27 protein-coding genes are annotated in these 26,997 nt (G+C 69.9%); 14 read left to right on the top strand and 13 right to left on the bottom strand.

What is annotated here, in order from left to right; genetic code table 11:
- Window positions 1–7 precede the first annotated feature (7 nt).
- The 6 genes from sufC to sufU (LW840_RS08420) all read left to right on the top strand — a co-directional run bounded on the left by sufC (window position 8) and on the right by sufU (LW840_RS08420) (window position 4,767).
- Entirely contained in the window at window positions 8–757 is a 750-nt protein-coding gene (gene sufC, locus LW840_RS08445) for a Fe-S cluster assembly ATPase SufC (protein ID WP_291261127.1), read from the top strand.
- A complete protein-coding gene (gene sufD / locus LW840_RS08440; protein WP_291276800.1) occupies window positions 754–2,070 on the top strand; it encodes a Fe-S cluster assembly protein SufD in 1,317 nt (438 codons plus the stop codon). The genes sufC and sufD overlap by 4 nt, the downstream gene beginning before the upstream one ends.
- 90 nt (window positions 2,071–2,160) lie before the next feature.
- Window positions 2,161–2,616: a Fe-S cluster assembly sulfur transfer protein SufU gene (sufU, locus tag LW840_RS08435; RefSeq protein WP_291261129.1), complete on the top strand. Its 456-nt coding sequence runs from the start codon at window positions 2,161–2,163 to the stop codon at window positions 2,614–2,616.
- 6 nt (window positions 2,617–2,622) lie between these two features.
- Window positions 2,623–2,997 carry a Rieske 2Fe-2S domain-containing protein gene (locus tag LW840_RS08430; RefSeq protein ID WP_291261130.1) on the top strand — a complete coding sequence of 125 codons (375 nt, stop codon included), beginning with the start codon at window positions 2,623–2,625 and terminating at the stop codon, window positions 2,995–2,997.
- A gap of 68 nt (window positions 2,998–3,065) precedes the next feature.
- On the top strand, window positions 3,066–4,289 hold the full coding sequence (locus tag LW840_RS08425; protein ID WP_291276799.1) for a cysteine desulfurase: 1,224 nt from the start codon (window positions 3,066–3,068) through the stop codon (window positions 4,287–4,289).
- Window positions 4,290–4,332: 43 nt separating this feature from the next.
- Window positions 4,333–4,767 carry a Fe-S cluster assembly sulfur transfer protein SufU gene (sufU, locus tag LW840_RS08420; protein ID WP_291276798.1) on the top strand — a complete coding sequence of 145 codons (435 nt, stop codon included), beginning with the start codon at window positions 4,333–4,335 and terminating at the stop codon, window positions 4,765–4,767.
- A gap of 39 nt (window positions 4,768–4,806) precedes the next feature.
- On the opposite strand, the gene LW840_RS08415 is transcribed toward sufU (LW840_RS08420), so the two are convergent.
- Window positions 4,807–5,766 carry a carbon-nitrogen hydrolase family protein gene (locus tag LW840_RS08415; RefSeq protein ID WP_291276797.1) on the bottom strand — a complete coding sequence of 320 codons (960 nt, stop codon included), beginning with the start codon at window positions 5,764–5,766 and terminating at the stop codon, window positions 4,807–4,809.
- 26 nt (window positions 5,767–5,792) lie between these two features.
- Window positions 5,793–7,001, bottom strand: a complete 1,209-nt coding sequence (locus LW840_RS08410) for a phosphodiester glycosidase family protein (RefSeq protein ID WP_291268339.1) — start codon at window positions 6,999–7,001, stop codon at window positions 5,793–5,795.
- A 93-nt stretch (window positions 7,002–7,094) separates the two neighbouring features.
- Here LW840_RS08410 and LW840_RS08405 point away from each other — a divergent pair, with 93 nt between their 5' ends.
- From LW840_RS08405 to LW840_RS08395, 3 genes are read left to right on the top strand one after another with little or no spacing between them, the layout of a single operon-like run.
- Entirely contained in the window at window positions 7,095–7,658 is a 564-nt protein-coding gene (locus LW840_RS08405; RefSeq protein WP_291268340.1) for a VTT domain-containing protein, read from the top strand.
- Window positions 7,659–7,667: 9 nt separating this feature from the next.
- Complete coding sequence (locus tag LW840_RS08400) at window positions 7,668–8,285, top strand: HD domain-containing protein (RefSeq protein WP_291261136.1); 618 nt, start codon at window positions 7,668–7,670, stop codon at window positions 8,283–8,285.
- The gene (locus LW840_RS08395; RefSeq protein ID WP_291261137.1) at window positions 8,282–9,493 is read left to right on the top strand and encodes a tRNA guanosine(34) transglycosylase Tgt; all 1,212 of its coding nucleotides are present in this window, start codon (window positions 8,282–8,284) and stop codon (window positions 9,491–9,493) included. Before LW840_RS08400 ends, LW840_RS08395 begins: the two co-directional genes overlap by 4 nt.
- Before the next feature lie 42 nt (window positions 9,494–9,535).
- On the opposite strand, the gene LW840_RS08390 is transcribed toward LW840_RS08395, so the two are convergent.
- A complete protein-coding gene (locus LW840_RS08390; protein WP_291261138.1) occupies window positions 9,536–10,264 on the bottom strand; it encodes an MIP/aquaporin family protein in 729 nt (242 codons plus the stop codon).
- Window positions 10,265–10,383: 119 nt separating this feature from the next.
- Between LW840_RS08390 and LW840_RS08385 the strand changes: the two genes are divergently transcribed.
- Window positions 10,384–11,334, top strand: a complete 951-nt coding sequence (locus tag LW840_RS08385; RefSeq protein WP_291261139.1) for an MBL fold metallo-hydrolase — start codon at window positions 10,384–10,386, stop codon at window positions 11,332–11,334.
- Between the two features lie 613 nt (window positions 11,335–11,947).
- Here LW840_RS08385 and LW840_RS08380 read toward each other — a convergent pair.
- Together LW840_RS08380 and LW840_RS08375 are read right to left on the bottom strand one after the other, a co-directional pair.
- On the bottom strand, window positions 11,948–12,298 hold the full coding sequence (locus LW840_RS08380; protein ID WP_291268345.1) for a hypothetical protein: 351 nt from the start codon (window positions 12,296–12,298) through the stop codon (window positions 11,948–11,950).
- 11 nt (window positions 12,299–12,309) lie between these two features.
- Complete coding sequence (locus LW840_RS08375; RefSeq protein ID WP_291270118.1) at window positions 12,310–14,835, bottom strand: penicillin acylase family protein; 2,526 nt, start codon at window positions 14,833–14,835, stop codon at window positions 12,310–12,312.
- A gap of 141 nt (window positions 14,836–14,976) precedes the next feature.
- Here LW840_RS08375 and LW840_RS08370 point away from each other — a divergent pair, with 141 nt between their 5' ends.
- Both LW840_RS08370 and LW840_RS08365 read left to right on the top strand, forming a co-directional pair.
- Window positions 14,977–15,534, top strand: coding sequence for a sigma-70 family RNA polymerase sigma factor (locus LW840_RS08370; protein WP_291261145.1), 558 nt, complete (start codon window positions 14,977–14,979; stop codon window positions 15,532–15,534).
- Window positions 15,524–17,791 carry a von Willebrand factor type A domain-containing protein gene (locus LW840_RS08365; protein ID WP_291276796.1) on the top strand — a complete coding sequence of 756 codons (2,268 nt, stop codon included), beginning with the start codon at window positions 15,524–15,526 and terminating at the stop codon, window positions 17,789–17,791. The genes LW840_RS08370 and LW840_RS08365 overlap by 11 nt, the downstream gene beginning before the upstream one ends.
- Here the strand turns inward: LW840_RS08365 and LW840_RS08360 are convergent.
- From LW840_RS08360 to LW840_RS08350, 3 genes are all read right to left on the bottom strand, one after another.
- The gene (locus tag LW840_RS08360; RefSeq protein ID WP_291261147.1) at window positions 17,769–18,155 is read right to left on the bottom strand and encodes a hypothetical protein; all 387 of its coding nucleotides are present in this window, start codon (window positions 18,153–18,155) and stop codon (window positions 17,769–17,771) included. The genes LW840_RS08365 and LW840_RS08360 overlap by 23 nt on opposite strands.
- Before the next feature lie 229 nt (window positions 18,156–18,384).
- Window positions 18,385–19,560: a putative sulfate/molybdate transporter gene (locus LW840_RS08355; RefSeq protein WP_291276795.1), complete on the bottom strand. Its 1,176-nt coding sequence runs from the start codon at window positions 19,558–19,560 to the stop codon at window positions 18,385–18,387.
- A gap of 40 nt (window positions 19,561–19,600) precedes the next feature.
- On the bottom strand, window positions 19,601–20,611 hold the full coding sequence (locus LW840_RS08350) for a hypothetical protein (RefSeq protein WP_291268349.1): 1,011 nt from the start codon (window positions 20,609–20,611) through the stop codon (window positions 19,601–19,603).
- On the opposite strand from LW840_RS08350, the gene LW840_RS08345 reads away from it, so the two are divergent.
- Window positions 20,599–21,573, top strand: a complete 975-nt coding sequence (locus LW840_RS08345) for an ATP-binding cassette domain-containing protein (RefSeq protein WP_291261150.1) — start codon at window positions 20,599–20,601, stop codon at window positions 21,571–21,573. The genes LW840_RS08350 and LW840_RS08345 overlap by 13 nt on opposite strands.
- Window positions 21,566–22,852 carry an ABC transporter permease gene (locus LW840_RS08340; RefSeq protein WP_291276794.1) on the top strand — a complete coding sequence of 429 codons (1,287 nt, stop codon included), beginning with the start codon at window positions 21,566–21,568 and terminating at the stop codon, window positions 22,850–22,852. The genes LW840_RS08345 and LW840_RS08340 overlap by 8 nt, the downstream gene beginning before the upstream one ends.
- Before the next feature lie 57 nt (window positions 22,853–22,909).
- Here LW840_RS08340 and LW840_RS08335 read toward each other — a convergent pair whose 3' ends face one another.
- The 5 genes from LW840_RS08335 to LW840_RS08315 all read right to left on the bottom strand — a co-directional run bounded on the left by LW840_RS08335 (window position 22,910) and on the right by LW840_RS08315 (window position 26,988).
- The gene (locus tag LW840_RS08335) at window positions 22,910–23,332 is read right to left on the bottom strand and encodes a BrxA/BrxB family bacilliredoxin (protein WP_343213756.1); all 423 of its coding nucleotides are present in this window, start codon (window positions 23,330–23,332) and stop codon (window positions 22,910–22,912) included.
- Window positions 23,333–23,349: 17 nt separating this feature from the next.
- Window positions 23,350–23,733 carry a co-chaperone GroES family protein gene (locus LW840_RS08330; RefSeq protein ID WP_291261153.1) on the bottom strand — a complete coding sequence of 128 codons (384 nt, stop codon included), beginning with the start codon at window positions 23,731–23,733 and terminating at the stop codon, window positions 23,350–23,352.
- Between the two features lie 10 nt (window positions 23,734–23,743).
- Window positions 23,744–24,772, bottom strand: coding sequence for a hypothetical protein (locus LW840_RS08325; protein ID WP_291276793.1), 1,029 nt, complete (start codon window positions 24,770–24,772; stop codon window positions 23,744–23,746).
- A gap of 115 nt (window positions 24,773–24,887) precedes the next feature.
- Window positions 24,888–25,271: a protein kinase gene (locus tag LW840_RS08320; RefSeq protein ID WP_291267875.1), complete on the bottom strand. Its 384-nt coding sequence runs from the start codon at window positions 25,269–25,271 to the stop codon at window positions 24,888–24,890.
- Window positions 25,272–25,311: 40 nt separating this feature from the next.
- Window positions 25,312–26,988 carry an NAD(P)-binding protein gene (locus tag LW840_RS08315; protein ID WP_291276792.1) on the bottom strand — a complete coding sequence of 559 codons (1,677 nt, stop codon included), beginning with the start codon at window positions 26,986–26,988 and terminating at the stop codon, window positions 25,312–25,314.
- Window positions 26,989–26,997 lie beyond the last annotated feature (9 nt).

The raw sequence follows: 26,997 nt of genomic DNA, 5'->3' as shown, positions 1-26,997 counted from the left end.
TCCATATATGCTCCAGATCAAAGACCTCCACGCCTCCATCGACGGCAAGCCCATTCTCAAGGGCATCTCGCTCACCGTGAACGCCGGTGAAGTGCACGCCGTCATGGGCCCCAACGGGTCGGGCAAGAGCACGCTCGCCCAGGTACTCGCGGGGCATCCGGCCTACGAGATCACCGGTGGCGAGGTGCTCTACCAGGGGGAGAATCTCCTCGAGATGGACGCCGAGGTGCGCGCCCAGCATGGAGTCTTCCTGGCCTTTCAGTACCCCGTGGAGATTCCCGGCGTGAGCAACGCGTACTTCCTGCGTGCCGCCTACAACGAGATCCGCAAGGCGAAGGGGCTCGAGGAAGTGGACCCCATGGAGTTCCTCGACCTGGTCGAGGAGAAGCTCAAGCTGGTGGACATGGACGCGTCCATGCTCAACCGCTCGGTGAACCAGGGCTTCTCGGGTGGCGAAAAGAAGCGCAACGAAATCCTGCAGATGGCGGTCCTGCAGCCCACGCTCAGCATCCTCGACGAGACCGACTCCGGCCTCGACATCGACGCGCTGCGCATCGTGGCCGAGGGCGTGAACGCGCTCAAGCGCCCCGACAATGCGAGCATCGTGGTGACACACTACCAGCGCCTGCTCAACTACATCGTGCCCGACTATGTGCACGTGCTGGCCGGGGGCCGCATCATCAAGAGCGGTGACAAGTCGCTGGCGCTGGAACTCGAAGCGCGCGGGTACGACTGGGTGCTGGAGACGGTGGCGTGACCACGGGGCTGCGATTTGCCGAACAGGCCGTGGAGGCGTCGGTGGCCGACGCGCCCGGCTCGATCCGGGCGTTGCGCGCCGCGGGGGCGACGGCCTTCCAGACGCTCGGCTTTCCGTCCACGCGCAACGAAGACTGGCACTACACCAGCGTCTCGGCCATCGCGTCGGCGCAGTACGTGCCGGCGATCGATCGTCCGGCGCACGTCGGGGCGGTGACGGCGGCATCGCTGGCGCCGTTCACCTTCGGCGCCGACTGGCCGCTGGTGGTGTTCGTGAATGGCCGTTTCGCGCCGTCGCTCTCCACGCTGGGAGCGCTGCCCGCCGGTATCCGCGTGCTGGACATGGCCACGGCGTCGGCGGAACAGCCCGAACAGCTCGGGCGCGTGCTCGGCACCGCGGCGCCGGCCGACCGGGATGGCTTCACCGCGCTCAACGCGGCGTTCGCCGGCGAGGGGACCTTCATCCACGTGGCCAAGGAGATGGTGATCGAGCATCCCATCCACCTGCTGCACGTGATGGACGAGTCGGGCGCCGGTGTCATGAGCCACCCGCGCCACGTGCTGGTGGTGGAACGCCACGCCAAGGCGAGCGTGGTGGAAAGCTACGTGAGCCTGGCCGACGTGCCGTATTTCACCAATGCGGTAGTGGAGGCCTTCGTGGAGGATGGCGCCACCCTCAACGTGGTGCGCATTCAGCGCGAGGCCCGTGCGGCCCACCATGTGGGCACGGTGGAAGCGCGCCAGGGCCGGGACAGCCATTTCATCACGTTCACCTTCCAGACCGGTGCGGCGCTGTCGCGCAGCAATGTGTACACGGTGCTTGGCGGTGAGGGGTGCGGCTGCACCATCAACGGGCTGTACATGCTCGACGGCGAGCAGCACGGCGACCACCAGACGCGGGTGGAGCACGTGAAGGAGAATTGCTTCAGCCGCGAGGCCTACAAGGGGCTCATTGACGACGCCGCGCACGGCGTCTTCAACGGCAAGGTGTACGTGCACCCCGAGGCGCAGAAGACCGACGGCAAGCAGACCAACCACACGCTGCTGCTCTCCGAGAAGGCGCAGATCGACACGAAGCCGCAACTCGAGATCTTCGCCGACGACGTGAAGTGCACGCACGGCGCCACGGTGGGCCGCATGGACGAGACGTCGCTCTTCTACCTCAAGAGCCGCGGTGTGGGCAAGGTCCTGGCCAAGCAGTTGCTCATGTACGCCTTTGCGGCGGACGTGCTGGAGACCATCGAGAACCCGCTCATCGTGGAGGCGCTCGAGAAGCTCACCGTGGAGCGGTTCACGGGCAGTTCGAGTCACTAGTCGACCCACCACCGGCGACTCGGAACCCGAAACTCCCGCAGACCACGAGGAGTTTCGGGTTTCGGGTGGCGAGTAACGAGTAAGGTTGCCATGACCGACCTTCAGGAGCTGTACCAGTCCGTCATTCTCGACCACAACCGGAAGCCGCGCAATTTCGGTGCGCTGCCGGAGGCGAATCGGGAAGCCGACGGCAAGAACCCGCTCTGCGGGGACGAGGTGCACGTGGCGCTGGTGCTCCAGGACGACACGATCACCGACGTGCGGTTCACCGGCCACGGGTGCGCCATTTCGAAAGCGTCGGCGTCACTCATGACGGCGGCGGTGAAGGGCAAGACCCGGGCCGAAGCCGAGGCGCTCTTCGAGCGCTTTCACACGCTCGTGCTGGGCAAGGATGCCGACGCCGGCAAGGATCTCGGGCCGCTGGTGGTATTCAGCGGTGTGTCGCGGTTCCCGGTGCGCGTGAAGTGTGCGTCGCTGGCGTGGCACACGCTCAAGGCCGCGCTCGAAAGCGAAGCCGCAGGCCCAGCTGCCGTCAGCACCGAGTAGCCGCGCGTGGCGTCTGACGATGGCGTGCGCACGGAACCCGCGGCGGGCGTTGGCGGTACGTGGGAACGGGTGGCGCGTGTGGAGGAGGTGCCCTCGGACTTCCCGCTCGCCGTGACGCTGGTGGATGGGCGGCGGGTGTGCCTCGTGCGTGTCCACGACGAAGTGTTCGCGGTGGAAGACCGGTGTCCGCACCGCGATTTCCCGCTCTCCGGGGGGGATGTGGCCGAGGGGTGCCTCGAGTGTCCGTTTCACGGGGCGCGCTTCGATGTCCGCACCGGCCACTGCGTGCAGGGGCCGTCGGAGGGGGACGCCGTGCGCGTCTACCCGGTGCTGCAGGTGAACGGCGTGGTGTTGGTTGGGGGCGGGGTCGAGGGGAACTGATCTCACAAAGCCCGTTCCCCGCCGCCTCCGTCGTCACCGATGTTTTCCACTTGCACGAGAAGGCTTCAATGCTCTCCCCGCTTGCTCCGCGTTCCGACTTTCCGCTGCTGGCCGCCAATCCCGGCCTGCACTACCTCGACTCCGCGGCCACGTCCCAGAAGCCGGCGGCCGTGCTCGACGCCATTCGCGATTTCTACGCGACCGCGAATGCGAACCCCCATCGCGGGGCGTACGCGCTGAGTGCGCGCGCCACGGATCTGTACCACGAGGCACGGGCCACGATCGCGCGTTTCGTCGGGGTGGCGGATGCCGACGCGGTGATCTTCACGCGCGGCACCACCGAGGCGATGAACCTCGTGGCCTCGAGCTGGGGGCGCGCGAACGTGCAGGCCGGTGACGAGATCGTGATCACGGCGCTCGAGCACCATGCGAACTTCGTTCCGTGGCAGCAGCTGGCGCTGGCCACCGGAGCCACGCTGCGCATCGTGGAGCTGCGCGACGACCAGACCATCGACCTCGACCAGCTGCGTGCGCTCGTGACCACGCGCACCAAGCTGGTGGCCATCACCCACGTCTCGAATGCCGTGGGGGCCATCACGCCGCTCGACGAGGTGGTGCATCTGGTGCGGGCCCGGTCGGCCGCCGTTATCGTCGTGGACGGGGCCCAGGCCGTGCCGCACCTGCCGGTGACGTTCGATGCCCTCGACATCGACTTCTACGCCTTCAGTGGACACAAGCTGCTGGGGCCCATGGGCATCGGCTGCCTCATCGGGCGCCGCGCCCTGCTGGAGAAGATGCCGCCGTACCAGTACGGCGGCGACATGATCGAGTGGGTGCGCGACACCGACAGCACCTGGAACGTCATTCCGCACAAGTTCGAGGCGGGAACCCCCAACGCCGCCGATGCGGTGGCGCTGGCGGCCGCCATCCGCTACCTCGAGCAGCTCGGCATGACCAACGTGCGGGCACACGAGGTGGCATTGCTGGAGCGCGCGGAGGCCGCGGTACGGGCGCTCCCCGGGGTCACCGTCTATGGGCCACCGCCCGCGCAGCGCAGCGGCGTTCTGAGCTTCTCCCTCGCCGACGTGCATCCGCACGACCTGGCCACCATTCTCGATCAGCACGGCGTATGCATTCGCGCCGGTCACCACTGCGCGCAGCCGCTCATGCGGCGGCTGGGCGTGAGTGCCACCGCCCGCGCCAGCTTCTACGTGTACAGCGACGAGGCCGACGTACATGCCCTGGTGGGTGCGCTCACGGCGGCGCAGCAGCTGTTCGCCTCCGTCGAATGATTCCGGGGGTGGCGTGTTCGGCCGCAACGCCTGGGCCCCGGGAGTGACCGCGGGGTCCGGCACGAGCGTGGCGCGCCTTGCCGCCATCTACCAGGAAGCGCTGCTCGCGCATCACCGGGCGCCGCACAACCGCCGCGAGCTCCTACACGCCACCACCACGGCGTCGCAGCGCAACCCGGTGTGCGGTGACGACATCACGGTGGCCGTCCGCCTGGCGGACGGGGTGGTGACCGAGGTCGCATTCTCCGGGCGCGGCTGCTCCGTGGCCACCGCCAGCGCCAGCATGATGACCGACGCGGTGCGCGGGCTCCGGGTGGAGGCAGCGCTCGCGCTCGGCGAGACCGTGGAACGCATGCTCGGCGGCGGCGAGGTGGAGTTGCCGGAGGTCCTCGCGCCATTGCGCGGCGTTGCCCCGTTCGCGGGGCGGCATGGCTGCGCACGCCTGCCGTGGCAGGCGCTGCGCGAGGCGCTCACGTAAGCGAGACGTCGAGGGTATCGCGGCTGCGTGTCCGCGAAATCAGGTCACCCCTTCGTCGAACCGCGCGATGGTCTGGCGCTCGCGGTTCACCTGCAGCCGCAGCACGTCGGGGCGGCCGTAGTGTCCGGCGACGTCGAAGTTCTGCCGCTCCTGCCGCACGCGCGCGTGCTGAATGTCGGCCACGAACCGCTGCTCCACGTGCGGCGTGGGCTCCACGATCCACGTCCCGTCGGGAGCGGCGATGGCCGTGCCGCCTTCGCTGATCACCTCCGGCAGGCGTTCGCGCAGATCGTCGATGAACGGGATGTGCGCCCCCAGCTGGTCACGACGCAGCACGCTGCACACGGAGAGCACGTACGACCGCCCCTCGCGCGCCACGAAGCGGGTAATGGCTTCGGTGTTGCGCACACTGCCGGGCCAGATGGCCACGTGCAGGTCTTCCCCTTGGGCATACAGCGCCGCGCGCGCGAGGGGCAGCCAGTTCTCCCAGCAGTTGAGCGCCCCCAGAGTGAAGGCGCCCACGCGGGTGGTGCGCAGGCCATGGCCGTCACCGGGGGCCCAGCTGAGCCGCTCTTCGTACGTGGGTATGAGCTTGCGGTGCACCGTGACGATGCCGTGCGTGGGCGTGATGGTGACGCAGCTGGCGTAGATGCTGTGACCACCGCGGTCCCGTGGTCGCTCGATGATGCCGAGCACCACGGTCATGCCATGGCGCGCCGACGCGTCCACGACGGGGTCGAGATGCCCGGCCTCGATCTGCACCGCCTGATCGAGATAGTGGGCGTGCAGCACCTTCTGCATGTGACTGTCGAACCGTGCGCCGTCGGTCTGCTCGATCCAGAACGGGTATCCGGGCACGAACGCTTCGGGGAACGCCAGCAGCGCGATGCCGTCCGCCGCCGCTTCGGTGATGGACTGCACGACCTTCGCGATGGTGCCGTCACGATGCAGCCACACGGGAGCGAGCTGCGCCCCGGCGATGCGGAGGGTGTCGGACATGCGAACGAAATGGGTGCGGGTGAGTGCTAGGTGCCGGTGCACCGGGAGAGCACGGCGAGGGCATTGCCGACCGGTCGCTCGGTTTGGTCCGACGGGCGGTTGACCACGCGTACGGTGGTGTCGCCGCTGGACCGCAGGACGAGCGCACTCGAGCCGCCGCCATCGAGGTTGAGGGCGTGGGTGGCCCCAAGGGCCTGCATGAGTTCCCCCACCTGTCGCAGCGTCATGCCCATACTGTAGCCGGGCTGTCGCCCGTCGATGACCGCGAGCCAGGCGCGCGTGCGGGCCCGATTGACACCGATGGCGCTGCGCGGGTTGAGATTGCGGAACCCCGCGTTGCCTTCCGTGTCCACGTCGCGGGTGATGGTGCTGTCGGCGAGCACGATGGGACGCCCACCGACCGCGTCGGTGATGCGTACCGGGCCGCGGGCAGTGGCGAGGCCAAGCCGGATCCGCACCGTGTCGCCGGCGCGCATGGTGGGAGCGGGGCTGCCCGGTCGAGGCGGCGGCAGGTGCACCAGCAGGGTATCCCCGAAGACGAGTGTATCGGCGGACACCGCAGGGCGCACCCGGTAGCGCCCGTCGAGACTGGCCGCGGTGCCGGGCGCGCGGGCACCACGACCGGCCAGCGGGTCGAGTCGCCACACCTGCCGGCGCTCGAGGGAATCGAGCGCCACGCCCCAGCGCGCGTCCACGATGCCGACGCGAGTGGGAGCTGGGCGGTTCCACGACTCGAGGCGCAGGTCCCCCCCGTTGGTCGTCAGCCGTCCGTGGGCGATTACGGAATCGATCTGCACCCGGCGTCCGTCGGTGAAAATGACCGGCTTGGGACCGGGGCCCGCCAGCATCACGGCGCGCTCCACATGCAGGTTGGTGGGCACCCCTGGTGGTGCGAAGAGAAAGAAGTCGGCGTTGATGGCTGCAATGGCGTCCATGTCGTCGGGCAACGCCGCCAGCAAACGGCTGGTCGTGGTGCGCCCCACTGCCGTTGCCCCGCCCTTGAGCGCCTGCAGGCGGCTGCACGTGAGATCCACTTCGAGAACGAAGGCGCGCCACGGCAACGTGGTGTTCACCAGCCGATGCAGGCGCGCACCCGGGGCCACCGGGGTCGTGACCACCGAATCGGCCATGGTCGCGGCCAGGGTCAACGGCCGGGCATCCATGTGCGCGGGCGCACGACAGCCGGCCAGGAAACACGCGAGCAGCACCGCGGCATGGCGAACGAAGGGGGGCATGGCGCGAATCTACCGCGGGACGCGCTGCTCGGGCCCCACTGGCGGATTTCGGCGCGTGCTGCCGCCGTTTGCGCGGGTCGGTAGCTTTGTGGCATGGCTCATCCCGGTCCCGCCGCGCGCCTGTTTGCGCGATTGCAGCAGTGGGCCGACGCCGGCTGGTCGAACAGCGTCGTGTTCACGTGGGGGCTGCTGCAGGGGCTGGTCTTCCCCGGAGTGGCCGATCTGTTCTTTCTGCCACTCGCCATCGCACGTCCCGAGCGTGCCTATCGCCTGGCGCTGGTCGCGACCAGCGGCACGCTCATTGGCAGCATGGTGCTGTACTGGGTTGGTGCCGAAGCGCTGGTGTGGCTGCAGGGCCCGGTCACGCGGTTGGTGGAGCTGTCGCCAGCCGACCTCGCGGCCTATCGCACCCGGCTCGCGGAATGGGGAGGCTGGGCGATCTTCGCCAGCACGATGAGTCCCCTCAGTACCAAGCTCACCAGCATGGCGTCGGGAGCGGCCGGTGTGCCGTTCACGACGTTCACGCTGGCACTGCTCGCCGGGCGCCTGACCCGCACCATGGTGTTTGCCTGGCTCGTCCGCAACGGCGGGGCGAAAGCGGTCGAGCGGTGGGTGCACACGTCAGGGAGCCCTGCGGGACATGGGGAGCCCAGATAGTTTGCCCTCATGTCCATTGCTCCCACCGATCTCCACGGCATCCTCGACTTCCTGCGGGCCGCCGAGGCGCTGAAGCACACCACGCGCGTGGCGTGGACGTCCACCGGCCAGCAGGAGAGCGTCGCCGAGCACACCTGGCGGCTCTGCCTCATGGCGCTGGTGTTCGCGCCGCGCTTCCCCGGGGTGGATGTGGGCAAACTGCTGCGCATCTGCATCGTGCACGATCTGGGCGAAGCCATTGGCGGCGACATCTCGGCCACGCTGCAGGCGAGCATGCCGCACAAGGCGGAGCAGGAGCGCAAGGACCTGCTGCAGCTCACCGCGCCGTTGCCGGCGCACACCCGCGCCGAGATCGTGGCGCTGTGGGACGAGTACGAGCAGGCGGCGTCGCTCGAAGCGCGCATTGCGAAGGGGCTCGACAAGCTGGAAACCATCCTGCAGCACAATCAGGGCGCGATGCCCGAGGGGTTCGACTTCCGCTTCAACCTGCAGTACGGGGCGAAGTACACGACGGACGATCCCATTCTGCGGACCATTCGCGCCGTGCTCGACGAGGAAACCGAGCGCCGGGCGCGGGAGCGGGATGGCGAGTCGCGAACACGCGCGGTACGCCCCGGGCCGTCGTGAGCGGCTTTGCCTTTCGGGTGGACGCCACGGAGGGCGCCGCGCGTGCGGGGACCTTCAGTACCCCGCACGGGGACGTCGCCACACCCGCGTTCATGCCGGTGGGCACCCACGCGAGCGTGCGCGGACTGGCGATGCACGAGGTGCGTGACGCCGGCGCGCACATGATTCTCGCCAACGCGTATCACCTGTACCTGCGTCCGGGTGACGAAATGGTACGCGCGCTCGGGGGGCTTCATGGGTTTGCCCGCTGGCAGGGCCCCATGCTCACCGACAGCGGCGGCTATCAGGTGTTCTCGCTGGCCCGCTATCGCACGGTGCGCGAGGCCGGCGTGGAGTTCCGCAACAAGCTCGACGGGTCGCTGCATCAGTACACCCCCGAACGCGTCATGCAGATCGAGCGCAACATCGGCGCCGACGTCATCATGCAGCTCGACGAGCTGATCGAGGGGGGCGCCGATCACCGCGCGTCGCGCCACGCCATGGAGCGCAGCCTGCGCTGGCTCGAGCGCTGCCGTGTGGAGTTCGACCGGCTCACGCGAGAGGGCCGGGCACCGGTCCACGCGTACGCGGCCACCGATGGTTCGCCGCGGCTCGACACGCACCACGACATCGACGACCTCGTGGCGCCGCCGCAGGCGCTCTTTCCGATCGTACAGGGCGGAACCTACGCCGACCTGCGCGCGGCCAGCATTGCCGGCATCCTGCAGACGGGCGACTGGGCGGGCGTGGCGGTGGGCGGGCTCTCGGTGGGCGAGGCCAAGCACGCGATGTACGACACCTTCGACACCTGTGCGCCGCTGCTGCCGTGGGACAGGCCCCGCTACCTCATGGGGGTCGGCTTCCCGGACGATCTGCTCGAGGCCGTGGGGCGTGGCATGGACCTGTTCGATTGCGTGGCGCCCACGCGCATGGGGCGGCACGGCACGGTGTTCACCCCCGACGGCAAGGTGCAGCTGCAGAAGAGCAGTCATCGCACCGACCGCCGGCCGCTCACGGCCGAGTGCCCCTGCCCCGCCTGCACGCACTACGATCGCGCGTACCTGCGGCATCTCATGGTCACCGAGGAACCGCTGGGGCCGCGGTTGCTGGCGCTGCACAACATCACCTTTCTCCTCACGCTCATGGCGCGGGCGCGCCAGGAGCTGACCCACGGCAACTACACCACCTGGAGCAGCGACTGGCTGCGGCGCTACCGACGCCTCAGCTGACCCCGCCTCGAGTTGCTCCGCATGGCGGAGGGTACGCGCCGCTCAGGCCGTGAGGGACTTCCAGAGCCCCGCGGCGAGCGTCGCGCCCACGATGGGCCCCACCACGGGAATCCAGGCGTAGCCCCAGTCGCTGCCGCCCTTGTTGGCCACCGGCAGCAGCGCGTGCGCGATGCGCGGGCCCAGGTCGCGCGCGGGATTGATGGCGTAGCCGGTGGGGCCGCCCAACGACAGGCCAATGCCCCACACCAGGCAGCCCACGAGGAAGCTGCCAAGGTTGGTGGCCGGTGACGCGCCCAGCACGCCCTTGGCGCCAATGGCGCCGGCGACAATGACCAGTACCGCAGTGCCGATGATCTCGGCCACCAGATTGGGGCCCGTGCTGCGGACGGCCGGCGAGTTGCAGTAGCAGGCGCGGATGAGTTCGGGATCGTTCGTGCGCGCCCAGTGCGGCAGGTAGTGCAGCCAGACGAGCGTGGCGCCCACGATGCCCCCCAGCATCTGCGCCCCCACGTGCGCCAGGCCGGTGGCCAGCGGATACACGCCGGTCACCACGTTGGCGAGACTCACCGCGGGATTGAGTTCGCCCGGCGCCCCGAGCGCCACGGCGACCATGCCGCCACTCATCACGGCGAAGGCCCAGCCGGTGGTGATCACGATCCACCCGCCCCCGTGTCCCTTGGCGTCGGTGAGCAACACGTTGGCCACGACGCCGTTGCCGAGCAGCAGGAGAATGACGGTGCCGAAGAACTCGCCCAGAACGGTGGCAGGCATGGTGGCGCGGGTGAACGGAGGAAGGGAGGCGGGCTCGTGCCGACGGGATTGTACGTTGCGGATCACCGCCCCGCGAGCCGCGGTTTGCCGGTGGGCGCACGGTGAGGCATAATCGTGACATGCCCACTTCCCCGCTCCGTCGCGCGTTGCGTGGCGTCACCTGGCTGTTTCTCGCGCTGGCCGTGCCCGCCGCGGCGCGGGCGCAGATCCGTACCGCCGATCCGGCAGTGCGCGGCGTTCCGCTCAGCGCGTTCCCGCGACTGGTCAAGCTCTCGAAGCATGTGTACGGCTACGAGGAGATCCGCCAGCCGGGCTTCACCACGGTGAGCCTCATCGTGATCGGGAAGGAGGGCGTGCTCATTGCCGACGCGCAGGGATCGGCGGCGGCGACGCAGACGATGCTCGATCGCATCCGCACGATCACGCCGCTGCCGGTCAAGTGGTACGTGGTGGGCTCCGATCACGGCGACCACACGGCGGGCAACCACGTGCTGCCGGCCGGCATCACGTGGGTGGTGCATCCCACCTCGCTGGCGCAGCTCAAGCGCGACTCGGCGGCGGCGACGGCCGCGCGCCCGGTGGTGGTGCCGCCCACGGCCATGACGGGCACCACGCAGACCATCGACCTCGGCACGACGGAGGTCGTCGTGCGGTTCCTGGGGCGCGCGCACACGGGCGGCGATCTCATGGTGCATCTGCCCAGGGAACAGATCCTGTTCATGAGTGAGGCGTTCCTGAATCGCGTGTTTCCGGCGATGCGCAGTGCGTATCCGTCCGAATGGGCGCGCGCGATTGACGCGGCGCTCGCGCTCGAGCGGGTGAAGCGCTTCGTGCCGGGGCACGGGTTCATCGAAAAGGCCAAGCGCTCGCGCGAGGAGCTCGTCGCGTTCCGCGATGCCATCACGGCGGTCATTGCCGAGGCCACCCGCCTGCGCGCCGCGGGGCTGCCCTTCGATGCGGCGGTGAAGCAGGCGCAATGGGGGCCGTACGCCACCTGGTTCCTGGTCGACCAGCAGGCACCGATCGCCATTCGGCGGGTGTGGCAAGAACTCGCGGGCGAACTGCGCTGACGACCGACGCCTGACCTGCGGTCTTGGGTGGTCGGGGTCGGGGTACAGCCACCGCGGTCGGGGTACTGCCACGGCAGTCGGGGCCCTGCCACTGCGGTCGGGGTCCTACGAGCAGTCGGGGTCGCGGCCGGGCCCGGGGTGGGTCTGGGCCAGCGTCGAGGTCGGGGCGCAGCAGCACGGCGGCGCGGGGTGGGGTTGGGGTCCGGGGGTGCGCGACGCTGCGCTGGCGCTGGTCGGGGTCGACTGCGGTGAAGCAGTCGGGGTCCTGGTTGGAGGCGCGGCGCTTTGCGCGCGGGTCGGGGTCGGGGCCCCAACCCCGACGAAGCCAGCGCAGCGTCGCGCCCCCCGACCGCGGCCGGAGCCACGACCGCCGTATCGCCGTCGACCCCGACCCAGCGCCAGCGCAGCGCCGCGCGCCCCCAGACCCCGACCCCACCCCGCGCTGCCATACCGCTGCGCCCCGACCGAGACCCGCTAACGCCGACCCACCCCGGGCCCGGCCACGACCCCGACCGCTCGTAAGGCCCCGACCGCGGTGGCAGGGCCCCGACTGCCGTGGCCGTACCCCGACCGCGGTGGCTGTACCCCGACCACGACCACCCCCGACCGCTGGTCAGGCGTTCGCGCGATCGTTGCGCAGCAGTCTCGACGTTCCGCCGGCAAGGCCCCCAGCCTGAAGCGCCGGAAGCGCGAACGTGGCAACGAGAACGCCCCACTCCGGCAGCTTGAAGTTGCCGCCGAGCATGGCGGCGAACGCCATGACGTTGCCGCCGCGCAGCGCCACCCATCCCAGCAGCAGTGCCGCCGCCGCGGCGGCCGCCGTGAAGCCGATACGGAACGCGCCCGCACGGCGCAGCGCGACACCGATGAGGAGGCCGCCCGCTGCCGCTCCCCACACCCCGCCGAAGGCCTGCGCCGCAAGTTGGAGCAGCAGCGCGGCGAGGAACACGAAGATCGTGGACATGGTCAGGTTCCTCAGCGGGTGAGCGTGAGCACGGCCCGCACATCCGACGCCGCCAGCTCGGATGCCGTGCGCGGCGTACGGACACTGTCGAGCGCCCCGTTGCCCCACAGCGCGAGGCGATCGAGGTACCGCGGGCTGGCCGGGTTGCCACTCTGCCCGCCCGGATACACCGCGTGGATGCGCGGCGTCCCGTCGAGCTCCACCACCATGCGCCAGCTGGCGCCGAAGTTGGCGTACGCCGAGCCCACCGAAGGATTGAGGGTACCGCGGCCCCCGTCGATCGGCGTAGGCGGCGCCGCGAACCCATCGAGCCGCAGCAGGTGCCGCGGCCGTGCGGGCGCCACCGTGCCCCATGTCCACGGCGACTGTGCCGGATCACCGAACTCGGCCCGCAGCGTGTCGTATGCCGCACGGAGCGCGCGCGCGAGCAGTGCATCGCGATCCTCGCGCACGCTGGCCGTGCGGCGATCATCCCACCAGACGCTCGCGGAGTCGCGCACCAGCTGCAGCAGGCGCGACTCCGACGGGCGCACCGACGGTGCCGACTCCCCCGGCGGAATGAACTCGTCCCACAGCAACGACACCGCTCGCCCCATGGCCGTCTCGAACAGCCGCGCTCCGGTGTTGTCCTTGGTGTAGCGCATGTCCCAGGCGCGCAGCATGGCCGCCGCGGCGGCGAGACTGCGCGACGTATCGCCCTGCAGTCGCCGCGCGTCCGCCGCCGCCACGAAGGCGGGAGCCAGGCGCTCGGCGCGGACGCTGCCGGGGTCGGTGTGCATCCGGCGCATCTTGTCGGGGGTCACGCGGCTGTCGGCGCGCAGCAGGCGGTTGACCTGCAGCCCTCGCCAGATCTCGTAGTGCACATCGGTGCCGAGATAGAGCGAATCGAGCAGCGGATCGACCGGCTCCTGGTTGGCGGACGCGAGGAATCCCTGGGCCGGGTTGAGGCTCTGCGGATACTGCGCGACCGTGCGGAAGCCGATCCAATCATTCGCGCGTGTGCTCCCGTCGAGAATCTCCGTGCCTCGCCCCTGCCGTGCCCGAATGGGGTGCTTGCCGGTGGAGCGGATGGCGATGGTGCCCGCGGTGTCGGCCACGATCATGTTCTGCGCCGGGGCCGTGTAGTAGACGGCCAGCGAATCGAGGAATCCCGCCGCCGACGGCGCGCGCAGGGCGGCGAAGAATCCCATGAGCTCATTGCCCGCCTCCAGGACCGTCCACCGCATCGACAGCCACTCGCGTCCCTGCTTTCGCATGGGGCCACGGTGCGTGTAGTACACGGTATCGGTGGCCACGAGACGCCCCGCCTTGTCCCGATACGATTCCACGCGCGCTTCGAGTGGCTGCCACGCGCCATCCAGCTGGTAGCGGGTGGGGCGCGTGGCGTTGTCCACCGTTTCGCGCCAGAAGTCCATGACGTCGGCGCCGGTGTTGGTGAAGCTCCACGCCAGGGCGCGGGTGTACCCGATGGTCACGCCGGGGAGACCGGGAATGGTGACGCCGCCCACATCCATCACCCCTGGCACCACGAGATGGACCTCGAACCAGATGCTGGGCAACGTCAGCTCGAGGTGGGGATCACCCGCGAGCAGCGCCCGCCCGCTCGCGCTGCGCCCTGGGGCGACGGCCCAGTTGTTCGAGGCGAACGCGCGCTCCTGCTGCAGCGCGAAGCGCGATTCGGGGTCGACCGTGGCATCGCGTGACCAGCGCAGCGCACCGGCGCCATGCCCCAACGCCGCCACCTGCCGCAGCGCCGCGGTGTCGGGGGCGCCCGGCGCCGGTACGGCGCTCAAGGCCTCGCGCGGCGCACTGCGGGGAGCCGGCTGAATGGGCTCCTGCACCGGCGAGGAGCTGTCCCAGAACGCCCGGGCGGCGCTGTCCCCCACGAGCGCACGCGCCTGCAGCAGATCCAGCTCGATGGGGGAGTGCGCCAGCGTGTAGCCCATGCGGTTGAGCAGGTGCATGGAGTGCACCGGCAGCCACTCCCGCGGGGGGCGCTGCAGCAGCTTGTACTCCATGGGCCACTGCGCCGTGGAGAGCGAGCGGCGGTACGTGTTGATGCCGTCGGCGTACGCCGCGAGGATGCGGTAGTGCATGCTGCTCGTATCGAGCGCCCGCATGCGCTGCTCGGCCGCGCGCGGCATACCGAGATGGCGCGTCTCCTGATCCGCCATGAGCGCCACATCGCCAACCAGCTCCGTGAGCGTCCCCTCACCGGCACGCGACTGCAGCTCCAGCTGAAACAGCCGATCGCGCGCCACGACATACCCCAGCGCGCGGACCGCATCGAGTTCCGTGGCCGCGAAGATGTGCGGCACGCTGCGGGCGTCGTAGCGGATGTCCACGGCGTCGGTCAGCCCGGGGATCTTCGCCGACGCGGTGGCGGGGAGGTCGTTGGTGGTGTTGGCCCACAGACCGACCGCGGGGGAAAGCAGCGCCCCCAGGGGCGGCACCTCGCCAATGCCGCCGATACCGGCCCAGGTGGCACCGGCGCCAACGGCCAGACAGAGCGCTGCAACAGGAATGTTCCGAGCCATGTGGTGTTGCGGGAGGAGAGAAGAAGGACTCCGAAGGATCCCCCCGGGCCAGCCGGTGTGCAAGTTCCGCGGTGGGTGGCGTCCTACGGGGTGACGGCGTGGGGGTACCCCGGTCGACCCTGTCATCCACCCTTTTCCATCATGGACACTCTCGAACGACTGTTCCGGCAGTATCACGGTCCCATCGTCCGGTATCTGACGCGACGCCTGGGCGACCGTGATCTCGCCGAGGAGCTGGCCCAGGAGACCTTCGTGCGGGCGCTGCGACAGGGGCCGGTGGCGCGGGAGCGCGCGTGGCTCTTTGCCGTGGCCACCAACCTGCTGCGCGACGAAGTGCGCCGCGATGCCCGGGAACGCCTGCGCCTCGTGCGGTTGCAGGAGGAGCTGAACGCGGCAGGACCGTTGGCGGATGAGGCAACGGAGAGCGACCAGACGGCCGAAGCCACCGCCGCCCGTCTGCGAGAGCAGGCGCTGGCGCGTGAGGCGGTGGATGCGCTGGCCGAGCGCGACCGCATGGCGCTGCTCATGCGTGAAGAGGGGCTGGACTATCACGAAATCGCGGCGGCGCTGGGGCTGAGCGTGGGGAGCGTGGGCACCACGCTCTCCCGGGCCCGACGTCGTCTGGTCGAAGTCTACGAGACGCTGCAGCGCGCCCGGTCCGGCGTGCGCGCGGCGATGGAGGGGTCTGATGTTGCCTGATGGGTTCGTGGTACCCGAGGAGCGCCTGTCGCCCGTGTTCGACGAGGCCGGTCATGTGGAGGACGGTACGATTCACGCCTGGCTCGATGGGGCGATGGATGCCGCCGCAGCCGCGTGGGTGGAGCGGCACGTGGCCGAGTGCGTGGTGTGCGCGGCCCAGGTGGCCGAAGCGCGTGGCCTGGTGGCCGCCAGCAGTCGTGTGCTGGGGGCGCTCGACGCGTCACCGGCTGCGCTCCCCGCGGCGGTGAAGGCGCGGGCCGCGATCGCCAAGGGCGGCGGGATCGGCTGGCGCCCGCAGTGGTGGTGGCGTGCGGCCGCCGGACTGGTTGTGGTGATCGGGGGGACGATGCTGCTGCGGCATGCCGAACGGAGAGGCGGGGCGGAACGCGCCGGGAAAGTGGCCGCGCCTGCGGTCACGCCTGCGGACACGCCTGCGGTCACGCCGGAGGCCCCGCCGCTGGCCGCACCTGGCGCCACCACGCCGATGGCCGTGGTACCAGCCGCAGCGGTTCCTGCGGGTGAGACCGCATCCGGAGGCGCCGCCCCTGTTGCTTCCCCGCGCCCTGGCACCACGTCGTCGGCAACGGCGCTGAACGACGGCATGACCAGCGGAGTCACGGCGTTCCCCGGCAAGCAGGGGACGGCGGAGGCGGCGGCCAGCCGGGTGGCGGCCGCGCCAATGCCCATGGCGCCGACGCCCGCGCCCCCGATGGCCGGTGCCGGCGTCCCATCCGCCCGCCGTCTGGCGAGCGCCCCGGCGTCGGACGTGGCGCCACCTCGGCGGGGCGACGGACGCGCCCCCGGGGCCCGTGCCAATCGCGAGCAGTACGACCGGATCGAGGACAATCCGTTCCTCGGCGTGCGCACGAACCCGCTCTCCACCTTCTCCATCGACGTGGACCGCGCCAGCTACGGGAACGTGCGCCGCTTCCTCTCGAGCGGACAGCGCCCGCCCAGGGACGCGGTGCGTATCGAGGAGCTCATCAACTACTTCCCGTACGAGCTGCCCGAGCCCCGCGGCGCCGATCCGGTCGCCATCAGCAGCGAGGTCATGACGGCCCCGTGGCAGCCGCAGCACCGGCTGGTGCGCATTACGCTCCAGACACGGCGCATCGCCACGGCCAGTTTGCCCCCCAGCAATCTCGTCTTCCTCGTCGACGTGTCCGGCTCGATGAACGAGTGGAACAAGCTGCCGCTCGTGAAGCAGTCGTTGCGCCTGCTGGTGAACGAACTGCGGCCGCAGGATCGCGTGGCCATCGTGGCCTATGCCGGCGCCGCGGGGCTGGTGCTGCCCAGCACCAGCGGCGACGAGAAGGCGCGCATTGCCGACGCCATCGATCGGCTCGAGGCCGGCGGATCCACCGCAGGCGGGGCGGGCATCGAACTGGCGTACCGCACGGCACGCGAGCACTTCCTCGAGCGTGGCAACAACCGGGTGATCCTGGCCACCGACGGCGATTTCAACGTGGGGGTGAGCAGCGACGCCGAGCTCGAGCGGCTCGTCGAGCAGCACCGTCGCGACGGCACGTACCTCACGGTGCTCGGCTTCGGCACGGGCAACTACCAGGCAGCGAAGATGGAAAAGCTGGCCAAGGTGGGGAACGGCAATTCCGGTTACGTGGACTCGCCGGCCGAAGCCCGCAAGCTGCTCGTGGAAGAGCTGGGGGCCACGCTGCTCACGGTGGCCAACGACGTGAAGCTGCAGGTGGAGTTCAATCCCTCACGGGTGCAGTCGTACCGGCTCATCGGGTACGAGAACCGCCTGCTGGCCACCGAAGACTTCAACGACGACGCCAAGGATGCCGGTGATATTGGCACCGGGCATCAGGTGACGGCGCTGTACGAGGTCGTGCCCGCGGGGGTGCAAGGCACCGTGCCCGTGCGTACGGTGGACTCGCTGCGCTATGTCACACCCGACGTTTCCATGCGGAGGGCCGGCGGCGCCGCTGGCGACGAACTGCTCTTCGTGAAGCTGCGCTACAAGCGTCCCGGCAATGCGTCGAGCCAGCTGCTGTCGCACGCCGTGCCATCACGAATCTCGGCACGCCCGAGCACCGATGCCCGGTTCATTGCTGCGGTGGCGAGCTTCGGTATGCTGCTGCGCGACAGCGAGTACCGGGGAAACAGCAGCGCCGCGCAGGTCCTGGAGCAGGCCCGCGCGGCGCTGGGGGAAGATCGTGGTGGCTATCGCGCCGAGTTCGTCCGGCTGGTTGAACAGTGGCGCGCGCTCGGTGTTACGGCTGGCGAACGGCGGTGAACGGCATGACGCCCATGCCCGAGACATCGAGGGCGCCGTTCATGTTGTCCTTGTCCTTGATGGCGCCCACGCCGTTGATGAGGAGCTGCTGCCCGCCCATGTCGAGCTGGAAGGTGAAGCGCAGGGTGTCACCCTTCACCACACCCGCCATGGGGGCCGCACCAAGTTCCGACTCGAGCGTGCCGGTCACGGAGTCGCCCTTCTGGGTGATGGTCATGACGGAGGGCTGGTCTCCGCCGGGGGTGGCAACCGACACGTTCCACTTGCCGGTCAGGTCGGCGATGATGCGCGGGGCGGCCGCAGCGACACTGGCCACGGCGGCAACAAGCGAGAGCGAGGCGAGAAGGCGACGGGGCAAGGACATGGCTGGTCTCTGGAGAATGGGACGTTCTGGAGGGAGGCGCCGGGAGGACAGACCGGAGGATACCCGACGCCCATGCAAAGGATACCTGTGGTACGGACCAACGTCACGGTGTGTTTCGCGATCCTGTCAACGGCAGCCGGTTGACGGGTTGCCCCGGACGGGGGGCAGGCCCCGCAGGCCGCCTGCCAGGAGCCTGCCAGGAGCCTGCCAGGAGCCTGTCAGGAGCCTGTCAGGTACCTGCCTGCAGTGACCAACGGCGCCGGAGAGGAAGGCTGCTCACGGTGCCCAGCACGAGGGCCAGCGCGTAGCCATAAGGCGCAAAGGCGGCCGTGGCGCCGCAGGCCAGCGCCAAGGCAAAGGCGGAAGGCCACCGCCACAGATCCCGAACGAGCAGGAGTACGGCCACCGCTTCGACGAGGAGCAGGGCCCCCAGAATGGGACCGGGGACCAGCCGCTGAAAGGCGGCCGGGTCCCCCACGAGAAACAGCCCGGCCAACACCAGTGCGGCGCCGTAAATGACCGCGCTTCCGCCGGTGCGGGCGCCAAACACGTAATGGCCCACGATCCCGCCGGAGCCATGGCAGACGGGCAACCCGCCCACGGGTGCCGCCAGCAGGTTCATGAGCCCGTAGGTCGTACCGATGCGGCGTACCGAGGGGGGGTCGCGGTCGGGAAAGAAGTCGGTCACCACCTGCCGGGTCGCGAGCACCGAGTTGCCGAGCGACAGGGCAATCTGCGGGAGCGCCAGCAGCAGCGCCGCGCGCCCGAACTCCTGCGGCGTAGGCCAACGGCTGGGGAGACTGGGGAGATGGAAGCCCCACGGACCCGGGAGATCGGCGGGCCAGGTGACGGCAGCGACCGTCAGACCGAGGGCGAGGACCAGCAGCCCCGGTGGCACGAGGCGGTTCCGTCGGAGCCCCACGACGATGGCGACCGCAGCGGTGGCCATCGCCCAGCCAAGGCCTCCTCCCGACGGGAGGAACCGGGTGACGGCGAGCGTGAGCAGCTGGAGACCCAGCCCCACCTGAATGCCGCGGACCACGGCCTTGGGGACGGTCCGGGCGATCCACTCGAGGGCGCCCGAGTTCGCGAGCACGAGCATGGTGACGCCGACAATGAGCCCGCCGGCGGCGAGCAGCGGCGGCGCGATCTTTCCGGCGATGGCAATGGCGGCCATGGCCTTGAGCGGCTGCACCGGCATGGGCAGCCGGTAGGCGAGTCCCGAGAGGATCTGCAGCACGCCAAAGGCGACGAAGGCGGCAGGGGCGTCCATACCGGTGGCCAGCACCACCCCCACGAGCAACGGGAGGTCGGTTCCGAGGTCACCGAACGCGCCGGCGAGCTCGTGGCGGGAGAAGGAAAGCGAAGGCGGTGCGACAGCACGAACGAATGGGGCACTACGCATGGAGTCCATCGTGGGAAGAGACGAATGCCGCCACGGCCCACTATTCACCCGTGGGCTCCGATTGCACCAGCGGTGGGGGCAGCGGAATCGCGCCCATGGTTGCCGCCACAAGAGGCAGGGCCAACAGCCACCAGAGCCACAGCCCGCGCACCGTCAGGGCGAAGAGCAGCAGCCCGGCCAGCCACGGCACGGCGAGCCAGCGCAGCCGGCCAACGTGCTGCCCCATGCTGGCCGGGAGCAGCGGCAGCACCAGCAGGAAGAGGGTCGCGAGCAGCAGGTCCGGTGGCGCGTGCGCGAGCCCCGCGAACCCGGGGGCAAGCTCCTGCATGGCCGCGCCGCCGCCAACGAGCGTGCCGCGCGCAACGAAGCGCGTGAGTGTGCCCGGCAGGTCGAACAGGTATGGCGTGGCGCACCATCCAATCAGTGTGACGGCAGCAAAGCGCCATATGGCGTTGGGCGACGCCTGTCGGCGATCGGCCAGCAGGAGCGCCACCGGCAGCATGCCCAGCGGGAACAGGACGTGGCTGTTCACGGCCAGCGTGGCGGCCAAGGCGGCCATCAGCGTACCCGCCCCCCATGTGCCGTCGCGCAGGCGCAGGGCAGCACTCCAGGCCAGGGGCAGGGCGATGGCCAGCACCAGCAGTGGGCTCGTGACCGGCTGCACGACACGCCAGAGCAGTACGTGCAACCCGAGGACGAGGCGTGTCCCCCACAACGTCCAGCGGTCCCGGCGCGCCAGATCCCGCACGGCCAGCAGCGACGCGCCCATGAGTCCCGCGTCCAGCAGGGCGAGACCAACGCTCCCGGCCTGTCGCCAGACGAGGGCGCGGAGCACTTCGGGAAACCACGAGAAGGTGGACCGCGGGTCGCCCAGGCGCAGCGGCAGCAGCGCACCGTCCGTCGGCGACGAGAGAAATGTCGCGACCATGCCCGCGCCCAGCACCAGCCACATCCCGGAGGACGCGTGGTTAGCTTCCACCGCATTCGCGGGGGAATACTGACTGCCCGCTGACCGCTCTTCCTCCACGACCTGCCCTGGTGTCTGCATCATCGGTTGCCATTCGCGTCGAACAGGTGCGCAAGGCGTATGCGAACCACCTCGCCGTGCGCGATGTGTCGCTGCTCGTTCCCACCGGCACGATCTTCGGCTTGCTCGGTCCCAACGGGGCCGGCAAGACGACGACCATTCGCATGATCCTCAACCTCATGATCCCCGACGCGGGACGCATCGAGGTCCTCGGACGTCCCAACACCGACCCGGGCATCACCGACCGGCTCGGCTACCTGCCCGAGGAGCGCGGGCTGTATCGCAAGATGCAGGTGCGACGCGTGCTGCGCTTTCTCGGCCGCCTCAAGGGCCTGGAGACGCGTGACGCCGACCGGCGCATCGACCACTGGCTCGAACGCCTCGGGCTGCGCGGGGCGCAACAGGACTGGAGCACGGCCAAGGTGGAGGATCTCTCCCGTGGCATGCAGCAGAAGGTGCAGTTTGCCGGCACGATGCTGCACGATCCGGAGCTGGTGATTCTCGACGAGCCGTTCAGCGGGCTCGATCCGGTGAACGCGCAGGCGCTCAAGGACACCGTGCTCGATCTCCGGCGCGAAGGGCGCACGGTCATCTTCAGCACCCACGTCATGGACGCGGCCGAGCGCATGTGCGACGCCGTGGCCATCATTGCCCGGGGTGAAGTGGTGGCCAACGGGTCGCTGAAGGCACTCAAGACGGAGTTCGGCGGGCCGGGACGTGTCTTCATCCAGTTCGCCGACGACGGGCGCGATCGCGCGCGCGCGGTGCTGGCTGACCCGTCGCTGGTCGCGCATCTCGATGATCATGGCCAGCAGGTGGAAGTGGATCTCGTGCCCGGCGTGCACTCCCAGCAGCTGCTCAAGGCACTGCTGGCGCACGATGCGGAGGTGGTGCGTTTCGACCGCACCGAGGCGTCATTGCATCGCATTTTCCTCGAGCGCGTGGGAGCGACAGGTGTGGAACCGGGAGTGAGCGGACATGGGTAAGCTGCTGGCGGTCATTGAACGGGAGTTCGGCGAGCGCGTCCGCTCCAAGTGGTTTCTGGCAAGCACGCTCTTCGCTCCCCTCCTCTTTGCGGTGCTGTTCATCGGCCCGCCGTACCTGGCATACCTGTCGTCGCGGTCGGTGGACTTCTCGTCCATGGTGATCGTTGACGGTACCGGGACGACGATGGGAGACGGCATAGCCACGGAGCTGGCGGGGGGACTCATGGCCACCGGCCAGCGGGCCACCGTCATTGCCGTGACGGCCACCGACTCCGGGAAGGTGCTGGACTCGCTGCGCACGCGCCTGGGGAGCAACGCGCTGCCGGCGGTGGCGGTGATCGACGCCAACACCCTGGCGGTGGGCAGTATGCGGCTGCTGCTGGCCGGCGGGGCGCCGATCGTCACCTCCGAGCGCGTGCAGGCGGCTGCCGAGCGTGAGCTACTGCGGCGGCGCGTGGCCGATGCGGGCATCGACCTCGAGCAGGCGCAGCGCATTGCGAAGCTGCGCATAACGGCCACCGTGGAACGCGTCATGAGGGATGGCCGCAGCGGGTCGGCGCAGGTGAATCTGCTGTTTGGCGCTGGTGTGGCGCTGCTGCTGTACCTGATCATCGTGCTGTATGGCCAGATCGTGCTGCGGGGCGTGACCGAGGAGAAGCAGTCGCGCGTCTCGGAGCTGGTGCTGGCGAGCGTGTCGCCGCGCGTGTTGCTCACGGGCAAGGTGCTCGGTATTGGCGGCGTGGCGCTGGTGCAGCTGGGCTTCTGGACCGCCAGCGCGGTGACGCTGCTGGCCAATCGCGGGCGCCTGCTGGGTGCGCTCGGGGTTACGAGCACGAGCATAACGCTCCCCGCGTTCACCCTGTTCGAACTGGCCCCGCTGCTCGCCTATTTCGTGTTTGGGTACATCCTGTACGCGGCGCTCTTCGCCGCGGTGGGCTCCATCGTGAGCTCCGAGCAGGAGGCGCAGCAGGCGCAGACCCCGTTGGTCTCGCTGTTGGTGGGGAGTATGGCGTTGCTGCAGCCCGCGCTGAGCGACCCCGATGGCCCCATTGCCCGCACGATGAGCATCGTGCCATTCTCGTCGCCCATCCTCATGCCGCTGCGGCTTGGGCTGGCGTCGGTGCCGGCGAGCGAACTGGTGCTCTCCATCGTGCTCCTCGTGATCTCGGCCCTCGCCGCCATGGTGGCGGCGGCGCGGCTCTATCGCACGGCGCTGCTCATGTACGGCAAGCGGCCGTCACTCGCCGAAATCGCGCGCTGGATTCGCGTGAACGGGTGACCGGTGCCGCGGTCCCGAGGCCGCCCGGCGGGTGTATCCCCCGCCGGCGGCCTCGGGTCACGCTGGCGCGCAGTGCTCGTCGAACGCGTGCGTCAGGTCGGCCGCGATCTCCTGCGCGCTGCGCCCCTCGATCTGGTACCGCTCGAGCATGAATACCACATCACCGTCCTTGAGCAGGGCGATGCTGGGGGACGACGGCCGGTAGCCGGTGAAGTAGCTGCGCGCCCGCTCCGTGGCCTCCTTGTCCTGCCCGGCGAACACCGTGGTGGCCACATCAGGCTTCACGGTGTGCTGGAGCGCCATGGCGACCGCTGGACGCGCGTTGCGGGCCGCGCACCCGCACACCGAGTTCACCACCACGAGCGCCGTGCCCTTGTGCTCGGCGAACTTCGCATCGACCTCAGCCACCGTCTTGAGCTCCTCCACGCCAAGCCGCGTGAGCTCCTGGCGCATGGGAATGAGCAGCTGTTCGGGGTACATCATGTGTGCCGGCTCCTTCAGTAGTCAGGGATATCCTCTCGGGGTTCCCGCACCAGCGCCAGAATGGCGGCCTGCGGGACCACGAGATACTGTTCGTTTTCGAAGGTGATCTCCACGGCGGCCTTGCGGAAAAAGAGCGCGTAGTCGCCCACCTGGGCCTGCATGGGCACGTAGCGCGCCTCGCGCCCCGCCTGTCCGCCAATCCGCCACGGCTCGTCCCCCTGATCGGCCAGATCCGGCAGGGCCAGTCCAGGCCCAGTGGCCACAATCTCCCCACCCTGCACCGCCTGATTGTCCACCGCCGTTGGCGGGAGATACAGCCCCACCTTCGAGCGCTGCTCCCCATCCTCGAGCTTCACCAGGACACGATCCCCGACGACGATCAAACGCTTCTTGGTCATGCGCTGAAAGCTAGCGGCTGGCGGAAGGGTCTCGGGGTTCGGGGGGCGTGGGGCGTTCAGGATGGGCGAGCGAGGCGCTGGCGAACCGTGCCAGCTCCAGCACCAGGTCCCGCAACTCCTGTTGCTTGGACCGGGAGCTGAACTGGAAGGCCACCCGCGCGCCGCCGAGGGTCCCGGCGAGAATCCCCAGCCAGGCACCGACGCCGACCAGCGAGCCCATGGACTTGGACAGTGTGGCCGCGGTGACCCCGCCGGCCACCACCCCAATCCCGGCCCCAAGGGCGGCGTACACGCCGGCCGCCACCCCGCTCAGGTCCTCGTAGGCCCGCACGGTGGTACGCCCGTTGCGCACGGCCACCGTGACCTGCAGCAGCCGCACCATCCCCTGTTGAGCCTGCCGGGCGCTGTTCACGTTGATCGTCAGTGTACGCCCCACCGCGTTGACGGCGATCAGGTCGCCCAGTGAGCGACGTGCGATGTCGGCCAGCTCCTCGAACGCCTCGAGGGAGATCTCGCCGTCCAGCACACTCTCGTACTCGATCTTCGTGTATTCGCCCAGCCAGGCATTGCGTGGCTTCTGCATGCGCGGGCCCGGTACCACCGTGACCTGGGCAAGGGCGTTGGCCACCTCGCGTTCGGCGAGGGCGCGCTCCACGTACCGGGGCGCGATACCGGCCTCCGACGCTGCGTCCTTCACCATTGTCACGTCGTAGCCGCGGGTTGGCGACGCCGCCGGTGGTGACGCCGGGAACTGCGCCGGCGGCACCATCATGCCGGTGTTTGCCTGAAGCTCCGCCGCCCGCGCCCATACGGCGTCCGCCTCGGTCGAGGATAGCCACGCCTCCGCTCCGGCGGTGGGCCCCGGCGGTGCCTTGCCCTGCGGCGCGAGCACGCCTGATTCGCCCAGCGATTCCAGCAGGGCCCGCGCCGATGGGATACGGTCGCCGGGGCGCTTTTCGAGGAGCGCCGCCACCAGCGTATCGAGCCAGCCAGGCAGATCGGGGCGCAGCTCGTGCAGGCGGGGCGGCGCCGTGTTCACGTGCGCCACCAGCACCGCCGAGGGGGGTGCTGCGTTCGAAGGGGAATCGCCCGGTGAGCAGGCGGAAGAGCAGCACCCCGAGCGCGTGCGCGGCCTCGAGGGCCAGCGCCAGCTGTCACATGACCGCGACCGCGCTCGGCACGTCGAAGGGGCCCGTCTGCGCGAGCCGTTCGGCGAGCGACTCGCCCTTCACGTACCCCATGGTGAAGTAGACCACCGCGTCGCGCTCGGCGGCGGAGTAGATGGGCACGATGTTGGGATGCGACAGCGCGGCGGCCGTGCGCGCCTCTCGCAGGAAGCGCTCGCGCACCGCCGGATCGGCGGCGAGGTGCGGCGGGAGTGTCTTGATGGCCACCTGCCGGTGCAGCTGCGTATCCTCGGCCAGATACACCACGCCCATGCCCCCGCGCCCGATTTCACGCTGGAGCAGGAAGTCGGCCCCCACGGCTCGGGCCAGGGATGGTGCCGGCTCAGGCCAGGCAAAGGCGTGTGTGTTCATGGGCGATGGTCGGAGGAGGCACCGCAAACGGGGAGGCGCATCATTGCAGTGCGCGCACGACCCGATCGGCCGCCGCCACGCCATGCCACTGCGCTTCCTCGAAGAGACTCAAGTTACTGAGGTCTGCGTGGGCCATGAACAATCGCGGTCCAGGCTGCCACGCCTGCAGCGCCTGGACGCGCGCCAGCGCCCCGGGGACGGGGCGGGCCATTGCGTGCCCCCAGCGCCTGATGTCGATACGCACCAGCCGTTGCGCGATGTCGGGGTGGGCACGCTGCAGGTCGGCAATGATATGGTCACGCCACGCACTCCACGGCGTGTCGCGCAGCTGCTGCCGCGCCTCCACCGCAGAACGATCGGTGAGCGCGTGATACCAGGTCCACAGCTGCGTCGTTCGCGGGGTGCCAAGTTGCTGATGCTGCGCATTCACGTACCCCAGTGCGCTACTGCCGTAGATCACGTTGTCCCACGCCATGGGCGCGCCGCGCTCTGCCGGAGGCCGGTCGAGCACGAGGTTGGCCACCATCCACGGCGCGTACTCGAGGCTCACCGGGAGCACCGCGGTGCGCAACACGCGGGGAAGCACGAACAACGGAGCGGCCCACACCACGGCCTCGGCGATGATGCGCTCGCGGGGCGTATCGAGCTGCCATGCGGTGCCACGGCGCTCGAGCTGCAGCACGGGCGCTGCGGCCTGCAGGCGCGGGCGCCCGCGCGCGTCGCCGCGACGCGACAACCGGCGCGTCAGGGCGCGGACGAGATAGTCGTTGCCCTCCGGCCAGGTGAGCGGACCCAGCTCCTCCTCCCCCCTTGCCGCAAAGTAGTGCATCGCCGCCCAGGCGCTGGCCTGCTGCAGCGACGCGCCATAGTCGTCGCGCGTGCCGTACTCCACCCACCAGCGCAGCGCCGGGGCATCGAGCCGGAGCGACCGTAGCCACTGATCGGCCGTCACCCGATCGAGCGCCTCCACGTCGCGTGCGCGCCTCGCCGCCAGGCCGCCGCGCCGCCTGGCCTCCTCGCGCACCGCATGGCCCTGCGCCGACGGCACGCTGAACATGCCGCTCGCGCGCCACTCTGCGACCAGCGATTCGAACTGGGCAAACTGCCGCCGCTCGGCCGCAGTGGCCGCATCGAGGGGATCGAGTCCTTCGCGCCAGCGGCCGTGGTGCCAGATGCGCTCCTGCGGCGCGTGGCAGAGCACCGTCTCGTCCCACTCGCCGGTTGGTGAGAGCAGCCCCAGTTCGCGACAGAGTTCGCGCACATGCACGGCATGGGTGGCGGGAACGGGGAGGTAGTGCGCGCCCCACGGTGCACGCAACCCGTCGAGTCCGGGGTACTCTGCCGAGCGGGCATTGCCGCCCAGCTGGGCACCAAGCTCGAGTAGCGTCCAGTCGGTGAGCCCGCGCGCATCGAGTCGCCAGGCGGCGCTCAGCCCACCAATGCCACCCCCCACGATGGCCACGGCCACGGTGCGCTCGGTGCGTGCGTGGGTGGGCGTGACGCCCCCATCCCGCAAGGCATGCCCCGCCGCGGCATCGTCGTCCACGAAGCCTCCGCCAATGACGCGCCCCTTCTGCGTGAGCCCCACCAGGGCGGGAGCGGCGCCGACCACCGGCGGCGCCACCACGGTGAGGGCCGCCGCCCCCGCCGCCGCCTGCGCTGCAACCTGCGCTGCCGCCTGCGCCGCACGCTGCAGCAACGCCCGCCGCGTAATCACGCGCCGCCT

This window comes from Gemmatimonas sp., assembly GCF_021298855.1.
In the GTDB taxonomy this organism is placed as follows: domain Bacteria; phylum Gemmatimonadota; class Gemmatimonadetes; order Gemmatimonadales; family Gemmatimonadaceae; genus Gemmatimonas.
The sequence above is the reverse complement of the archived record's forward strand: the minus strand, read 5'-3'. Positions and strand labels throughout refer to the sequence as shown.

Coding starts and splice junctions, on each gene's coding strand:
- sufC (WP_291261127.1), top strand. CDS start 8: ATGCTCCAGATCAAAGACCTCCACGCCTCCATCGACGGCAAGCCCATT.
- LW840_RS08340 (WP_291276794.1), top strand. CDS start 21,566: ATGGGTAAGCTGCTGGCGGTCATTGAACGGGAGTTCGGCGAGCGCGTC.
- LW840_RS08375 (WP_291270118.1), bottom strand. CDS start 14,835: ATGGCTCGGAACATTCCTGTTGCAGCGCTCTGTCTGGCCGTTGGCGCC.
- LW840_RS08385 (WP_291261139.1), top strand. CDS start 10,384: ATGCCCACTTCCCCGCTCCGTCGCGCGTTGCGTGGCGTCACCTGGCTG.
- LW840_RS08365 (WP_291276796.1), top strand. CDS start 15,524: ATGTTGCCTGATGGGTTCGTGGTACCCGAGGAGCGCCTGTCGCCCGTG.
- LW840_RS08320 (WP_291267875.1), bottom strand. CDS start 25,271: ATGAACACACACGCCTTTGCCTGGCCTGAGCCGGCACCATCCCTGGCC.
- LW840_RS08425 (WP_291276799.1), top strand. CDS start 3,066: ATGCTCTCCCCGCTTGCTCCGCGTTCCGACTTTCCGCTGCTGGCCGCC.
- sufU (WP_291261129.1), top strand. CDS start 2,161: ATGACCGACCTTCAGGAGCTGTACCAGTCCGTCATTCTCGACCACAAC.
- LW840_RS08390 (WP_291261138.1), bottom strand. CDS start 10,264: ATGCCTGCCACCGTTCTGGGCGAGTTCTTCGGCACCGTCATTCTCCTG.
- LW840_RS08330 (WP_291261153.1), bottom strand. CDS start 23,733: ATGACCAAGAAGCGTTTGATCGTCGTCGGGGATCGTGTCCTGGTGAAG.
- LW840_RS08380 (WP_291268345.1), bottom strand. CDS start 12,298: ATGTCCACGATCTTCGTGTTCCTCGCCGCGCTGCTGCTCCAACTTGCG.
- LW840_RS08405 (WP_291268340.1), top strand. CDS start 7,095: ATGGCTCATCCCGGTCCCGCCGCGCGCCTGTTTGCGCGATTGCAGCAG.
- LW840_RS08335 (WP_343213756.1), bottom strand. CDS start 23,332: ATGTACCCCGAACAGCTGCTCATTCCCATGCGCCAGGAGCTCACGCGG.
- LW840_RS08415 (WP_291276797.1), bottom strand. CDS start 5,766: ATGTCCGACACCCTCCGCATCGCCGGGGCGCAGCTCGCTCCCGTGTGG.
- LW840_RS08410 (WP_291268339.1), bottom strand. CDS start 7,001: ATGCCCCCCTTCGTTCGCCATGCCGCGGTGCTGCTCGCGTGTTTCCTG.
- LW840_RS08355 (WP_291276795.1), bottom strand. CDS start 19,560: ATGCGTAGTGCCCCATTCGTTCGTGCTGTCGCACCGCCTTCGCTTTCC.
- LW840_RS08400 (WP_291261136.1), top strand. CDS start 7,668: ATGTCCATTGCTCCCACCGATCTCCACGGCATCCTCGACTTCCTGCGG.
- LW840_RS08370 (WP_291261145.1), top strand. CDS start 14,977: ATGGACACTCTCGAACGACTGTTCCGGCAGTATCACGGTCCCATCGTC.
- LW840_RS08350 (WP_291268349.1), bottom strand. CDS start 20,611: ATGATGCAGACACCAGGGCAGGTCGTGGAGGAAGAGCGGTCAGCGGGC.
- LW840_RS08360 (WP_291261147.1), bottom strand. CDS start 18,155: ATGTCCTTGCCCCGTCGCCTTCTCGCCTCGCTCTCGCTTGTTGCCGCC.